Annotated in this window: 12 protein-coding genes; all 12 read right to left on the bottom strand. The window is 57.3% G+C overall.

The genetic code is table 11. The features are described from left to right. Positions 1-12 precede the first annotated feature (12 nt). Complete coding sequence (locus AC0CW1_RS08840; protein WP_488182703.1) at positions 13-408, bottom strand: hypothetical protein; 396 nt, start codon at positions 406-408, stop codon at positions 13-15. Positions 409-442: 34 nt separating this feature from the next. Continuing rightward, on the bottom strand, positions 443-6,160 hold the full coding sequence (locus AC0CW1_RS08845; RefSeq protein WP_488182704.1) for a hypothetical protein: 5,718 nt from the start codon (positions 6,158-6,160) through the stop codon (positions 443-445). 77 nt (positions 6,161-6,237) lie between these two features. Further along, positions 6,238-7,110 (bottom strand): stalk domain-containing protein, encoded by an 873-nt coding sequence (locus AC0CW1_RS08850; RefSeq protein WP_488182705.1) that lies wholly within the window; start codon positions 7,108-7,110, stop codon positions 6,238-6,240. Positions 7,111-7,363: 253 nt separating this feature from the next. Continuing rightward, complete coding sequence (locus tag AC0CW1_RS08855) at positions 7,364-7,822, bottom strand: prepilin peptidase (protein ID WP_488182706.1); 459 nt, start codon at positions 7,820-7,822, stop codon at positions 7,364-7,366. 15 nt (positions 7,823-7,837) lie between these two features. Further along, positions 7,838-8,653 (bottom strand): type II secretion system F family protein, encoded by an 816-nt coding sequence (locus AC0CW1_RS08860; protein ID WP_488182707.1) that lies wholly within the window; start codon positions 8,651-8,653, stop codon positions 7,838-7,840. Next, positions 8,653-9,537, bottom strand: coding sequence for a type II secretion system F family protein (locus tag AC0CW1_RS08865; protein WP_488182708.1), 885 nt, complete (start codon positions 9,535-9,537; stop codon positions 8,653-8,655). The genes AC0CW1_RS08860 and AC0CW1_RS08865 overlap by 1 nt, the downstream gene beginning before the upstream one ends. Before the next feature lies 1 nt (position 9,538). Further along, complete coding sequence (locus tag AC0CW1_RS08870; RefSeq protein WP_488182709.1) at positions 9,539-10,822, bottom strand: ATPase, T2SS/T4P/T4SS family; 1,284 nt, start codon at positions 10,820-10,822, stop codon at positions 9,539-9,541. Continuing rightward, positions 10,734-11,804 carry a hypothetical protein gene (locus AC0CW1_RS08875; RefSeq protein WP_488182710.1) on the bottom strand — a complete coding sequence of 357 codons (1,071 nt, stop codon included), beginning with the start codon at positions 11,802-11,804 and terminating at the stop codon, positions 10,734-10,736. Before AC0CW1_RS08875 ends, AC0CW1_RS08870 begins: the two co-directional genes overlap by 89 nt. A gap of 13 nt (positions 11,805-11,817) precedes the next feature. Beyond that, complete coding sequence (locus AC0CW1_RS08880; RefSeq protein ID WP_488182711.1) at positions 11,818-12,522, bottom strand: SAF domain-containing protein; 705 nt, start codon at positions 12,520-12,522, stop codon at positions 11,818-11,820. A gap of 46 nt (positions 12,523-12,568) precedes the next feature. Continuing rightward, entirely contained in the window at positions 12,569-12,754 is a 186-nt protein-coding gene (locus AC0CW1_RS08885; RefSeq protein ID WP_488182712.1) for a hypothetical protein, read from the bottom strand. A gap of 24 nt (positions 12,755-12,778) precedes the next feature. Then, entirely contained in the window at positions 12,779-13,999 is a 1,221-nt protein-coding gene (locus AC0CW1_RS08890; RefSeq protein WP_488182713.1) for a hypothetical protein, read from the bottom strand. Continuing rightward, positions 13,999-14,250 carry a hypothetical protein gene (locus tag AC0CW1_RS08895; protein ID WP_488182714.1) on the bottom strand — a complete coding sequence of 84 codons (252 nt, stop codon included), beginning with the start codon at positions 14,248-14,250 and terminating at the stop codon, positions 13,999-14,001. Before AC0CW1_RS08895 ends, AC0CW1_RS08890 begins: the two co-directional genes overlap by 1 nt. Positions 14,251-14,279 lie beyond the last annotated feature (29 nt).

Raw genomic sequence — 14,279 nt, forward strand, 5'->3', positions numbered from 1 at the left:
GGCAGCCTCCCATCAGCGCGTATGCCGCAGGGAGGCGCCGCTGATCCGTGGCGTTGAAAGCGGCAGCGTCTCCTCCGACCATGTAAGGGCAAATCCGTCCAATTGAGCGGAACGCATCCGGTAGCTGTATTTCACCTGGACCCAGATGTCGCCGCCGTAGGGAACCGGCGCCGGGGAGCCGGTCACCTGCACCTGCGCCCGGTCCAGCCCGGCCCCCTGCGCCCTTTCCTTCACGTACTGCTCCACCTCCGGCGTCAGCCCTTGCGCTTCCTCCGCCCGGACAATCGCCATCCGGCCCAACTCTTGCACCGTGCTATTAACCGTCATCCCCTTGACCGGCCCGGCAATCCCAAGAAGCGTGCCCATCAGTACGATGAAGGACGCGGCAAAGGCAATCGCTTCGCTCATGCCAACCCTCCCATCCTAAAAACTGCTTCCTGACTCAATACCCCGAAAATGTCACCTGTGGCCTCACCATGTCGTAGACGCTGTACTTTACCTGAAAGCCCTGGGCCTCGCCGGTCTTTACATCGGGCCCAAAAGCATTCCGCCGGATCCGGAAGCGAACGGGATAGTCGCCGTCCTTGGTCCAGACGTTGACCACGAACTGGCCGCTCCAGCGGCGGGCATAAGGCAAACCGCTGATATCGGGATACGGTGAGGATTGAGGCGTCCCGGATAGCGGAATGGCCACATAGCCGATGCCGCCAATCCATTCCGTCGGCGCCGGGCTGGGCTCCTTCCCAAGGTGCGGCGGCAGCATGTCCGCCTCCCGGACCACCGCCTGGGCGGGAACCAATAGCCACGCCTGGTCGGCATACCCCACAGATTCGACCCATGCGCTCACCCGTTCCCCAGCCATGGCCGGGTTTGGCTGAACGCTGCCTCCGACGATGTTTAACGGCGCGATGACTTGAAGCGTTTTTTCCTTCCAGTCGGACCACAACCCCCAACTGTCCATCACCCGCAGCCGGATCGGATAGTTTCCCACACTGTCCAAGAGCGGCCAACTTGGGTTCTGCGCTCCGGCATTTGTGTAGAACACGCTGCCGTCAGGCTTGCGGAGTTCCCACAGCCAGTTCACGATGACATCCCCATCGGGGTCATAGGACAGGTCCTTGGTCGAATAGGGTTGGGAGACAAAACAGGGATTCGGCTGAATGGAGAAATCAGCCACCGGCGGCCGGCTTTCCGGAAGCACCGGAACGATCCGGGTGTATGGCAAAGACCACTCCCCATACTGGTCCTGCGACTCCAGCGTCACCGTGTAGTTCCCCAGAGCAGGAAAGACGAACATCAGATCCGGTCTGCCAGCGCTATGCTCGGCGCTGTACAGGACTTTCCCGCTTGCCTCTTTGACCGTCCACCTGGAGGAAACGATCGCGTCGCTATCGGGATCCCAACTGAGGTTCGTAAAATCAACGGTTCGGCCCTTTACCGCTGGATACGGATAGACATGAAACAAGGCCACCGGCGGCGCGTTCAGCACCGGGATGACCTGCTCTGTCCAGTCGGACCAGTACCCGTACTCATTTTTGACCCGTAGGCTAAAGACCCAATTGCCGGGTATCGGAATATACGCTGGCAGTTGGTCATAGGTCCAGGTGGCCGCCCCTTCCGGCTTCAACCGCCACTCTCGTTCCACAATCCCATGCTTTGGGCGGCTATAGAGGTCATCGGAGTAGGACTTGTCCGTTACTCTGAAAGGCTGCCCATGATAGACTGCCTCCGCCTCGAAATCGGCCACCGGCTTGCGCAACACCAGGATGGAGCCTGATGCATCTTGAGACCACTTTGCATACCGGCTGTTGAGAGCAGGCACGGCGCTGGGCTGGTCTTTCACCTTATAGGTGATTGTATACAGGCCGGGTTTGGTAAACCAACTGGGCGGGCTGGTCAGCGTCTTCCCCGATTGGTCCCACATCCCCCAATCTCTTTCAACCTTTGACGGGTCATGTCCGAACACCCACTGGTTCAGGTCAACAGGAATCGGGTCATTCTCCGGGTCGCCCTTGATCGCCTTGATGTCGACCGGTTGGAAGACCAGCACCGTGTTCATGCGGGTTTGCTTCTGGTCAAAGAGCGAAAGGAGATACTCTTGCGCCTTCTGCATCGGAGTCCGCATATCATCGGCCATGTTTGCCTGGAATCCGCCGGTGTCCCGGTATAGCCACTCCGGAATAACCGTCTTCCCTTCCGGCGCGATCAGGACCAGCATGATCCGGTTGTCCATCAGATACTTCTTCAACTGGTCAAAGGATACGCCGCCCTTCTCCACCACAGGCTCGTCACTGGCCAATACAGCCAACCGGAGCGACTTCTGCATGAACGTATGCGATTGCAGCGCCTCCAGGATCGCCTTCGTGGACTGTCCAGACTTGAAGGACCAGTAGGCCCCGCCCGTCTCCCCCTGCATGACCACCCGGTCTTTCCCTTGTACCACACTTTGAATCCGGTTGCCGGGAAACGGCCAGTATCCAGTCGTCTCTTCAAGCTTTTGGGCGCCTTGGTCGACGGTGATCCTGAGATATTCGCCTGGAGTGCTGTTCCACGCAAGGTATAAGGAGTTGCTGTCAATCCTTGTGTCCAACTGTTTGAAGTTCTCGAAGTAATGGGGTTGGGGCAGGAAATACTCGTACTGCCATGGGGAACCGCCTATCCTATACATTCGCGAGATCTGATGTCTCTCGGACTGAAGTACAGTCGCATACCTCTGCCAGCCATACGGTTTGGCGCTCATGTAATTGACGTGAAATTCTAATCCGTAATTGTAATAGGTATCCAGGGCGAGATATTCCGCGTAAGTCGGATTTGGCGGCATCTCCATCAGCGCAAAGGGGACGCTGTTGTAATAGGAATAGCCCCCATAGGTCCCGTTAGAATACGCATAATCGCTGTTGTAGTTGGAGGGGGTGTAGGTCGCTACACCGTCCCCTGTCAACACGGTTTTGACATAATGCACGTTCGGGTACGGAGTGACACTGACTCGACGACCCATCGCGTCATAGGTGACCCTCGCGTTGACGTAGTCGTCGTCATTGTCATCGTACTCGTATGAGAGGTAGAAATGGATGCGGTCCCCATCCGTCACGCCGATCAGGTTTAACTCCGTCTCCACACTGTCTTTAAACTTTTGCGAGACCACCGTATTGGCGTAGTTGACGATCTCGCTGCGCGTCAGCCTCCATATCAGGTTTTTGTTTTCGTCGTACAACTCAAAGGAAGGCGCATGGTCATTTTCAGAGAGTCTCCACTTTCCTGAGTAGAACGAACAGGAATAGGTTATCTCATTCTTCGTGAGCAGGACGTTCCCGTTCGACAACACGGCTGGATTGTCATAATACGCCTTTTTGGAGTAGTACCGGACGTGATCAATCTCCTCAACGGTGGTGCTAATCGTTTGCGTCTGATTTTCGTTGGCAAAAACCAAGCGCTTCGTGCTGCCATCCTGTTTTTTAATCGTGACCACCGAGTTTACCGTGGCATTAAAAACTTCGTCGTCTTTATAGGTGGGCAGACCATAGGACCTGTACGGTTTGTTGTCAAAATCACCGCTGAGGCTTTCGCTTCCCTCCTGCGCCACAAAGTACAGGGCATCGCTCGTCTCATTGTTGAAAGTGACCTCGCCGGACAAACCGGTTCCGATCATCTCTCCGGTGACATCGATGACTTTCGTCACCGACTTGTACTGCTGAAGCCCGGCAGCCGTCAGCTTGTTCTTCAGATCAGCATCGGCCTGCGCCAGGGTGTTCGTTTTCTGCGCTTTGTTGCTCATCGCGCCGTTGAAATAGACAATCTCGACCTTTTCAGGCTTCTTGGTCATCTCAAAATAGACAGTAGGCGGCAGGTTGCCCACCTCGACAACCTTCAGGTCCAGCGCCTTGGCGTTGGTGTTGGCCGTGAGTCCGGGATAGATGACACTGGTTTTTTCGGGATACCGGTATCCCTCCTGCACCGTCAACTCGAGGCGGAACTTCCCGACCTGCCGGAACTCGATGGCCGGCTTGGCGTCATTCGTCCCCGTTACGCGGAACAGCGCGTAAGGGTTAGCGGCTTCGTTCGCTGGCACGGAACGCTCGAAGCTGCTGTCTCCGTCGCTGTCATAAAAGAGCGACCAGGCGCGCCCGATGATTTCATCCCCCATGCCGCCATCGTTTGGGTTTACATAGCTGTTATCCAAAACCGTAACGGAATACTCGTCCACGGCAAAACGAAGCGCCTCCTTGTCGACAGCAAAGTCGGCAACCGGCGGCGCATCGGGGACCACATCGATCAGCTTCTCTGTCCACCGACTGACCATCAATCCCGAATCGGTCACCAGCAGGCGGATTTTCCACTTACCGACCGTATTGAACAGGGTGTCATTGACAGGCTTTCCGTTGCTCGGCGGATATTGCTGTGTGCCGGACCAGGCTAGGTTTCCATCAGGACGGTAGATCTCCCACTTATCCAAGTGATGGACAATAGTCCGTCCTCCGAAAGCCCGCGAACCTTCGTCGGTGATCGTCAGCGGCCGCCTCACAATGATCCGGTTCTTGTCCGTCCAGATCACTGCAAACGGCTCGGCAGATTTGACGGCAACCTGAACCGTGGTTGTGTCAGTCTCTCCATCCTGGTCTGTGACGGTCAGCGAAATCGGGTACGTTCCGGGCGCATCCCAACTGACCAGCTGATCGCCGCCCTTATCGATGCTTTGTTTGACACCGTTCCCCTTATCGATGATCCATTTCCAGGCGACGATCACTTCTCCGTACTTTTCACCGGGATGGAAGCTCGCGTCTTGCAGCGGAACGGACTCCCCTTCCTTAAACTCCATGACGGCAACTTCAATCTTGGCCACGGGTTTAAAGTTCGGCGGCGGAGCCACAGCGACGGTTTCCCTGTAGGGTGCTGACCTCTTCCCGTCCTCGTCCTCCACCACCAACGACACCTCATACAGCCCAGGCTCGTCCCAGGTTGCAAGAGCGGGCTTCCTCCGGATGTCTTCCATGCTGGTATGAACCACGCTCTGCTGTCTGGCGCCCTGGAAGGTCCACGTATTCTTGACTATCTTTTTCGCCGGGTTATTGTGGGTTGAAAGATTAGAAAAGCCCAGTTCTTTCCCAACATCCGTAGGGTTCCTGTCCGGATCAAACTCTGCAATGGGCATCGCATTGTTGACGCTGCCGCCGTCGTTCTCCGTTGGCGGGGGTGGAACATCTCCAACATAGAAGGTAAGAGAAACAACCTGGTCCAGCCGATTCACCGTATCACGAACCAGAGTCTCTACCTTATAGGTTCCCGGTTTACTGAAGGTCAGCGGAGTCAGTGGAATCTGCTTTTTGAAGGAATCAGTAAACGGTTGGGGCGTAAGGAAAATGTCCTGCCCGTTCACTCGAACCTTCAACCAGCCTTTACGGACCCAACCGTTGTATGCCGTCCCCTTCGCCTCAATCGTGACAGATCCGCCAACCTTCAGGTCACGGCTGCCAGAAACGATATTGAGACCTGCTTCGGGGAAAGCAGTCGTGGCCAACCCGTGCACAGCAGGATTCATCGCATCCCACGGCACACCCTCTGGAATCCAGGCCCCGCACAGGACATAGAGCAGTGAGAAATTTACACACTCGACCAAATCGCCTGTGACTAGGTTTTTTACTGTAAAGTACAAGTGTTCGTTGCGAATCTTCTCTTCCACCCAAGCAGGATCACCATTGAGCATCTTTGCCCACCAAGACACATCGTTGAGTGGCACAAATAATCGCCCGGATGGCTCAACGTTATCGAAGGGAAGGTCAATGTTGAAAATTTGTGGGCTTTCGGCAATCTTGCATCCATCGCCTTCGCCATTCAGATACACTGCATCGACCTTCGATAGCCGGTACGTCCCTGAGGGGATTGCAATCATCTCGGGGTGAATATTGGGATCGTTGAAACTGTGGCCTTCCACCTGAACGAGATGGCCGCCCTTAGGCTTGTAGTAAGCGAATTTGTCATCCGGTTCAGCGCCTTGCCATGATGCCGGGAAATCAGCCCAGGCTTGCGTCGGCAACAGGGAAAATACAGCACACAAGCAGAATGCCAAGCTGGCTACGATGGCTCCAATTCGACGCATTATTTTCAGTTTTTCATCTCCTTCGGCTGCTTCCACCTCCTCTTTCATCGGGCTATCGTTTTGCAATCAAGGGCACCACCCCCTCTCAAATGGCAATGAAAAACCCCCTTCCCGCGACAGCTGGAAGGGGGCCGCTTTCCTATTTAGTTGGTTATTGAAAGTCGTTCTACGAACTTAGATGCTCCTTCTCGAAGGTCTGCCTCTGTGAACCATGGGTTCATCGTATCGAAATACTCCCAACTGTAACCAAGCAGTTCAACGAATGCGGCAGGCGCCATTAATCTACCATTTACCAACGCCAGCGGAAGGGTGTCTCGCCCTTCCCCGTTGACGACCGCCTTTCCCTCCTCGGGACGTATCTGGATGACCGTGCTGTTCGCTTGGGCGGTTAATGCGCCGTTCTCCCATTTTAGGTCTGCCCCAAGGTTCTTCAGCGCCGATACGGGGAAGTAGACCGTATCGTTAAGCTTGATGGGTTCGCCAACGAGACGTTCCGGCCGGGCGGTCTCCGCCGTCCAAACGCTGGCTGCCGTGAGTCCCACGTTCATGTTGATGGTCGTCTTGCCCGCCGGTGGGAGCTTGGGGGCCACATCGGTAAAATACCGTTCCGGTTCTACAGTGACGTCAGTCAATGCCCAATGCCTGCTTACATCCTGAGCTACCCTCTCCCTCACATCTGGAACGGCCAGCCATGGTTTGCCGTCAACAGAGATGATCTCCATGTCCGGGTAGTACATAGCGCGCCAGCCAGCATGAGAGAGGATAGCCTGAGGTCTTTCCTGGTTCAACGGGGCTCGTCCGTCCGTGTAGAAAAACGTATTTCCGTATCTCGTAATCACTGACCTGCCAACCGGCACATAATCCGGCGTCCACCTTCCACCTGGCGCTTTTTCCGCTCTTGCGATCGTCTCCTGACGATCCGCATCATCTCTCCATGCAAACGCGCCATGAGGCAGCATCATTGACAAGCCGAGAATGGCAACGAGCGTCGAGGCAACGACTGATTTTTTATTCATATGATGAAACCTCCTATCGGTTTACTGAATAAACTTTGTTTTATATCATATACTTCTACATTTGTATACAAATTCCTTCTTTTGGAATGTCCTTTTCAAAGCAATTTCGGATAAAGCTGTTTCTTTATAAACACCACATGACTTGAAGCCACATTTTTTATTCCAGCAGGCTAAAGAGACTATTCCACGCGGAATAGCTGATTGGAGTGGGCAAGTGATGCAACTGCCACTTGCCCACTTGATTGTGCACCGGTTATAGAAAAAACCATCCGTACCAAAACGCTACCAGAAACAACGAGGCCAAAAAAATGCCGGGGGCCAACGGAAGGGCCTTTTTCCAGTTCCCCTTGGCAACCCCGTAGTACAACTGCGGCAGCGCCGTGATCAGAACGGAAAGAATCAGCACGTACATCCCCATTCGGAAGCCCAGGTAGGCGAAAACACCGGCGTAAAGCCGAATATCTCCGCCCCCCATTACGTGAGGGGCATACTTCGCTAATAGCATCCCGATTCCGATCAAGATAGCTACACATACAAATCGTTCTGCAATCAGATTGTTGTCTAGAATCGCATGAACCAGGCCCGTTCCGATAGCTGTCCAACTAATTAAATCCGGGATTTCCCTCTTTCTCAAATCCCAGTAAGCCGCTGCGCCAGTCAATAGTAGCAGTGAACCGACTGTTAATATTCCGTTTAATTTTGCTACATCCACTCTCCATACCTCCTTTCAGAATCCGAAGTTTTGCCGAAACGATAAATAGAGGGGCAGCATTCCAATGATCACTACATTCAACAACAAACCCACCAGCGTGAGCGGAATGATCGCCCCGCGCTGCTTCAGTGCTTTCTTTCTCGCTTCTTTGAGCGATTGCAGGACGAGGCCCTCCTGCTTTTCGAGCATGTAATCCAACCGGCCCGTTGCCTCACCCTGGGCGAGAGCCAGAGCGAAATGGCCCGCTTCAGCCATTCCCAGCCTGCTCGCCATTTCTTCCGCCACCCGGGCCAGATTTGCATCAACGTAGTACTCCGCCGCCATACGTCGCAGTTCGTCCTGAAGCGGCCCGGAAACTGAATCCGCCAGGGCCGGCAGCGTCTTCTTCCACGGCGTCCCACGGTTTCGCTCCAGCCGCGCCCGGCGAAGCATCGCTGGAAACTGCTCCAGGATTCGCCGCTGTCGCGCTTTCCGTTTCATCATGACATAAAGAATGGGTGCGGCCGCATAAACCAGCGGGTACATCACCGCCGCCAGCCCCGTTTGGTTGTAGGCGATCAGCACTGCCAGGGCCAGCGTACCGGCCTGTAATATCAAAAACTCTGCCGGTGTCGAACGCATCCCCGCCTGGTTCAGAAGACGTTGCAAGGCATCTCCCCATGCCTGCGACCGGAACCAGGATTGCCATCGTTTCGGCCGTAATGGATTATGTTCCAGAAGACCGTAGACAACGTAACCAATCCCCGAAGCCGCTAGTGCTGCCAATAAAGACATCACCGCATCCGTGTAATCAACGTCCTCGGCGTTCCAAAGGTCTGTCCACCATTCCATCATTCCGCCTCCCTGTACCGGGCCAGCCAGTGAACGCCGCCCAACATCAGAAAGGTGTTGACCACAAGAAAGGTGACTGCCGCCCGTCCCGTTCCTTCCTCCGTCAGATACCGGATCAGTTCGGGGTATCCCTCCATCATCGAGTAGAGCAGGTATCCCGTCACGGCCACAAAACCATAGGCCACCTTCACATAAATCCCCATCTCGGCGCGATACTCGCTCGCCGCGTTCACTGTATCAATCGACACATCCACATAGGCCCGGATGACCCGGCCAAAGTCCCCGCCATGAGCCAGCACAACGCCCAGGTCTTTGAAAAACTCCTGCAAAAGCCGATCGTTTGTGCGGCCTTTCAGTTCCTCGATGAGTTCTTGCACTTCGGCGCCGTTTTTCACGCCGGTAATGAGAGATTCGAGAAGCCGCCGGATCGGTTGTTTTAGCCGGGGCGTCGCCTGCTCCAGCACCTGAAAAGCGGTCAACCCTGATTCCCGGATGGCCAGAAGCGTCAGAAAGAAATAGGGCAGGTATTCGCGCAACCGCCGTTCCGTCCGGCTTGCATCCTCACGCAGGACCCCGTATCCGGCAAAAGACACCATCACAAACACGACCAGCGACGCCGGGACGTTGTTGAGTTGCCGGAAAAACAGCCCGGCTGCCATCCCGGCCAAGGATATGATAACGGCCGCATACAACCAGAGCGGCATTGGCTGAAACAAAAAAGAGCGCTGGTGCAACCCTCGCAGATGCTCCAATGCACCGGTCGCCCTGCGGCGAGCCGGCTCCCAGTCTGGGCCGATGCGCCTTACCGGCGGGCTCAACGCCCAGTAGAGCGCCATGCCCGCAAGCAGCGCCAGAAGCGCCGGCGGCCCGTACCGCATCATCATCTCAGTTCGCCTCCTCCACAAACATCCGAAGGCGGATTTTCTCCTGTAAGGCTGCGGACATCTCGTCGAAGGAATGAGTCGGCTTATTGTCCGCGCCCACCGACATCCGGTAGAGATGATTTAGGCGAACCATCCGCCCGTCGCACCCGGTTACCTCGGCAATCTCCAGCACCCGGAACCGGGCCATATGCACGGCCACATCGACTACTCCTGCGGCCAGCCCCATGCACTGTTCATAGGAAAGCCCCGACCGGTCCTGGAGCATGTAGAAAGCCAATTGCCGAAACCCTGCCTGGATGTCAACCGCATGAGCGCCCATCCCGCCCCAGTGGCCGGATGCGAACAGTTGAACGGCGGCCATCGTCTCGGCGCCCCGCACCTCTAGGGGATAGATAAACCGGGGCGCCTGCCGCAGCGCAGCCCGGGCTAGATCTTGCATCGTCACGGACCGGCCGCCCTCTTCCCCCTTCACCCGGTACTCCTGCACATGCAGGAGATTGGATCGATGCACCACCGTCTCCCGTTCTGACTCGATGGCCATGACCCGTTGATCCTGAGGAACACACTCATTGATCCCGGCCGCCAGCAGGGTGCTCTTGCCGCTACCCGTCGGGCCGAAGACGGCGATGCGGAGCCGCTGGCGGAACAAACTCTCCACCAGCGGACGCGCCTCCGGCGGAAACATGCCGTCGGCCTGCAACTCATCCATCGTCCAGGCCTTGCGGCGGTGCTTGCGCATGGACAGCCAGGGAAACCGTGCCAGATCCGGCCAGCCGGCGGCGATGCGGAGCTGGTTCACCTCGTCGGTCAGTTCCACATAGGGATTCCCCCGGTGGATCTCCCCGCCCAGGTTGACCACCACCGCCCGGACAAAGGTCAAATACTCCGTTTCGCTGAACCGGATATTGACCGGCGTGTCCCGCCGTCCCCGGACTCTTCGGACGATATCGTCCGGGCGGTTGCAAAACACGTCCGTCGTGTCGGCCATGTCCAAGATGGGCTGTAATACCCCATACCCGAACAGCCGGTCCAGGACATCCCGGCGGATCTTCTCGTAAGAGTAGGGGAGCCTGTCCATTTGCAGCGATGCCGCCACCCGGTCGATGACGGGCAAAACCGCTTCTCCTCGAATTTCACCGGAGAAAATCCCGTTTACCAGGTCCAAATGCTCCCGGCCGATGGCCCGGACAATCTCCTCAACCCTTCTCCGGTGCCTTCGCTCCCAGCCGCCAAAGTCCAATACCCGGCAGCCATGAAGAGACTGTGTGCTTAAATCGACGATCACTCGCTTGCTTCCCTCCTCCCGCCCAGACCTCCATCTCTGGGATGCGCGGCCAGTTCTCGGGGCTTCCTTCCCGCTTGCGCATATCCAGGCGGACAGTCCTGTCTACCCCGACCGGCTCCAGGTTTACGGCCCAAAAAACCGCCTTGTCCATCGCAGGGAACAGTGTGTTCAGTTCCTCCAACTGGTTTGCCGCAATGACGCGCATCCATTCGGTGCGATAGGGGACCATGACGACATCGGCTTTTTTCAGCGATGCATAGGCGCGATCCAGGATGGCCAATTCGGGCAGATCCACGACGATCCGATCAAACTCCAGCGCCAGCAGTTCCAGGAGCTCATCGACCCGTTCATGGGTTGCCTGGGGAAAATCCCAAAGTCGATCCAAGCCGTAGAGGATATAACCGCCTTTCCATGTCCCCAAAGCTTCCCTCAAATCCTCGGCATCGGCGGCCCCGTGCCGATCCATCGCAGCGATGACCGCCCCCAGCCCTTTTGAATCGGGCCAACTTTCGGTTACTCTCCGGCTCGCCTCCGCTGAATGGGTCAAGTCCACCAGCACGGTCTTGTAGTCGTTCAGGTGAAACGCCCAGGCCGTCTCCACGGCCAGCGTCGACCGGTGGCTATTGTCCGGGCTCCACCAGGTTACGATCTGCGGATCCGTCATATCGCTGCGTCTATGGGGTTCCGCCATCGCCGTCAACCCATCATGCCAGACCGTGTACCCGGCTGAACGCAGCCAACCGGATAACCGATCCGCATCCGGCGTGTTTTCTTCCAGCAGGCCGATCAGGTGCCGGCCCAGCAAGCTCCCTCGGCGGAACAGTTCCTCCCCCGTCAAAGCGCCAGGAAGCGCTGAGGAAAGGACGAGGATGTCCACCGGTGTCTTGCCTCCTGGAGAAAAAAGCTGGTCCTGGTCGGCTGCCACCCAGGCCGGCTCCAGAGGAAACAGGTCCAAAAAGCTCTCCGGAAAGGGAACCGCCAAGCCGACGGTCAGATCATCCTCTCGGATCCGCCGGGGCAGGTCCCAGGGGTTTTGAATGGGGCGTATAACCAGCGAAACTCACCTCCCCCTGCATTCGCAACACGCGCCGGATGGCTACCGCGTCGCCTACATCTGGCACAAGAAACTCCACATAGGCCGGCGCCTCGCTCGGCTGCAACAGCGCCCGGTCTTCGGCCACCGGATTTCCCATCGGGTCGAGCACTCGTAGGATCCAAGCGCCGGATACCAGCACCCCAGCCCTAAGCCCGGGTTCATTTTCTTTCCCGCCCCCAGTGACTGGCCCGGGTATGGCCAGCACATCCACGCGGTCCCCAGGGCGTAACCGCCCTCCCGTCGTCTCCGGCGTCACCTTGACCCGCACGGTCCGTTCTGATTCGCTGGGCTCATTGTTCGGCGTAAGGGCCGCAGCCAGGTGCGTTTCCTGAACCGGCGTATTCGGCGGCAAGGCGATCCGCGCCACCTTCCCGGCCAGGTGTTCCATCGTCACCGTCTTTTCCGGCACCGTATCAACGGAAAAAGCCGCCTCGCGAACCTTTTTCGGAGTCAGGCTTTCTCCCGGCTTTACCTCTACAGCCGTTACCAGCACTGTCCGGCTATTCGCCCGCACTGATTCCGCCTGCCAGGCCACAGATGCATAAAAGGAAGCGGCGGCCACAACAGCCGCCACTCCAATCCGGTATGTTTTGTTTTTTAACAACGTCTTCACCCGCGTTTTTAATTACACCTTCCATCTCCTTTGAGCGTTAGCTGGAGGACGTGGAGGAAGTCGGCAGCACAAGGCTGTCCTTAACGCCGTTGAGCACTGACTTCCCCTGACTCCCCAAGTCCTTAATCGGGTTCAACATCGGGATCGCGATCAGAGCCAGGATTGCCAACACAATTACGGCTTCACTCATCCCACGACGATCACGGCAAAAATTATCGAACAACACCCCTCACCTCCTTTCGTATAACTATCCCTGGAGCCACCTGGGCAGCCAGCCACGTTTGGCTTCGGTGACCGGCAGCACCGGTCGCAAGATTTGCGCCATGGCGGCCTCTATATCTTCTCCTTGTGCCAGCGGATCCGGACAAATGGGAATCCACCCCAACTCCGGCTTGAGGAACTCCTGCAAGCGCTTCCGCTGGCTTTCCGCGCCCCAGGTGACCATCTGCCAGGTTCGAGCCTCCCCATCCGCTAGGTACGTCTTCAACTCGCCCCAGCGCCACGGTGATGCTGGCGTCACAAACAACGGCAGCGAGGCCCGGGCCATCTCCATACAATCCCTACGAGTCGGCAGCCCATCCGGACCGGTCTCCTTGACAACCCCCACATCTAGGACTACATAGTGATACCCCATACGGAGAACGCTTTCCACATTGACACAGGCCCGGCGATCGCCCGGTTCCTTCGGATACAATTCCACCCCGCCCAGCTTGAAGGAACCCTGCGCCTTTCCCTTGGACAATTCCAGCACCTCTGCCAGCATGGAGAGCGCCCCTGTATCGGCCAACTCCACCAGAGCTGTGCGGTATCTCCGCCGTTCCAGAAAGGCGGCGATAGTCAACGCTGTGTGTGTGCAGCCTGCCCCCCGACCCGCCCCGCCAACCGCAACGGTCACGGTCCCGACAATACGGTCCCGAACTACCTCCACCTCTCGAACCTTTGCTGCTGGCGTAACGGCCGGAGTTCCGGCGCCGCTCCGTTCAACCGGCTTTCGCCAGGGGCTCCAGTTCGAACCCTTTGTCTCCCGCGCCGGTTCCGCATCCACATGCCACCGGGCCGCTTCCGCATACCCGGCCGGTGCAGCTTCCAGCATCCTGCGCATCGTCGCCGGCAGCAGTTCATCCGTCTCGGGCGCGACAATGTCATACACCCCGAGCCCCACCAGCGCAGCCACCACGGGATCGCCCGGCTGTTTTCCCGGCGCGAGCAAAAGAACCCGCGTATCGTTCCGGGCGATCCGGAAGGCCTTGACGGTGGCCACCAGGTCCAGACCCGGCGCACAGTCGATATCAAGCACCATCACCTTGGCCCTCACCCGGGCCGCCGCCTCGATGACCGCCTGAATGCCTGGGCCATCAAACTCGCCCACTTGCTCAAAGGAGATGCCGCTGTCCCTGTCCGCTACATGCGCTTGCAGCTCCTCGCGGATCCGTTCCATGGTGCGCGGCGAAACGATTACGGAAAGCACTATCCCCCCTCCTTCCCTGGCGCCGGCACGATCCGGTATCCCCGCCGGAGGAGCCCTAGCCGGATCTCCTCAATCATTTTCTCCAGCCGGCGACGGTCCTGGTCTCGCGCCACAGACAGCATCAGCCCGCCGCCGGGATAGACTTCGTAAAAGGTCAGTTCATGACTTCCATCTGTCCCCCGCGGCGGCTCGATGATGTATTTTTGGTAGATCCGGTGGTCCCCCGATTGGTAATAAATTTGTAAACTCATCACGCCTTCTGTCGGCGAAGGCAATAAAA

Source organism: Heliomicrobium sulfidophilum (assembly GCF_057715735.1).

What these genes read in the sequence shown, in the direction of transcription:
- AC0CW1_RS08860 (WP_488182707.1), bottom strand. Translation starts at nt 8,653, where the DNA reads ATGGAATGGTGGACAGACCTTTGGAACGCCGAGGACGTTGATTACACG.
- AC0CW1_RS08895 (WP_488182714.1), bottom strand. Translation starts at nt 14,250, where the DNA reads ATGAGTTTACAAATTTATTACCAATCGGGGGACCACCGGATCTACCAA.
- AC0CW1_RS08865 (WP_488182708.1), bottom strand. Translation starts at nt 9,537, where the DNA reads ATGATGATGCGGTACGGGCCGCCGGCGCTTCTGGCGCTGCTTGCGGGC.
- AC0CW1_RS08840 (WP_488182703.1), bottom strand. Translation starts at nt 408, where the DNA reads ATGAGCGAAGCGATTGCCTTTGCCGCGTCCTTCATCGTACTGATGGGC.
- AC0CW1_RS08850 (WP_488182705.1), bottom strand. Translation starts at nt 7,110, where the DNA reads ATGAATAAAAAATCAGTCGTTGCCTCGACGCTCGTTGCCATTCTCGGC.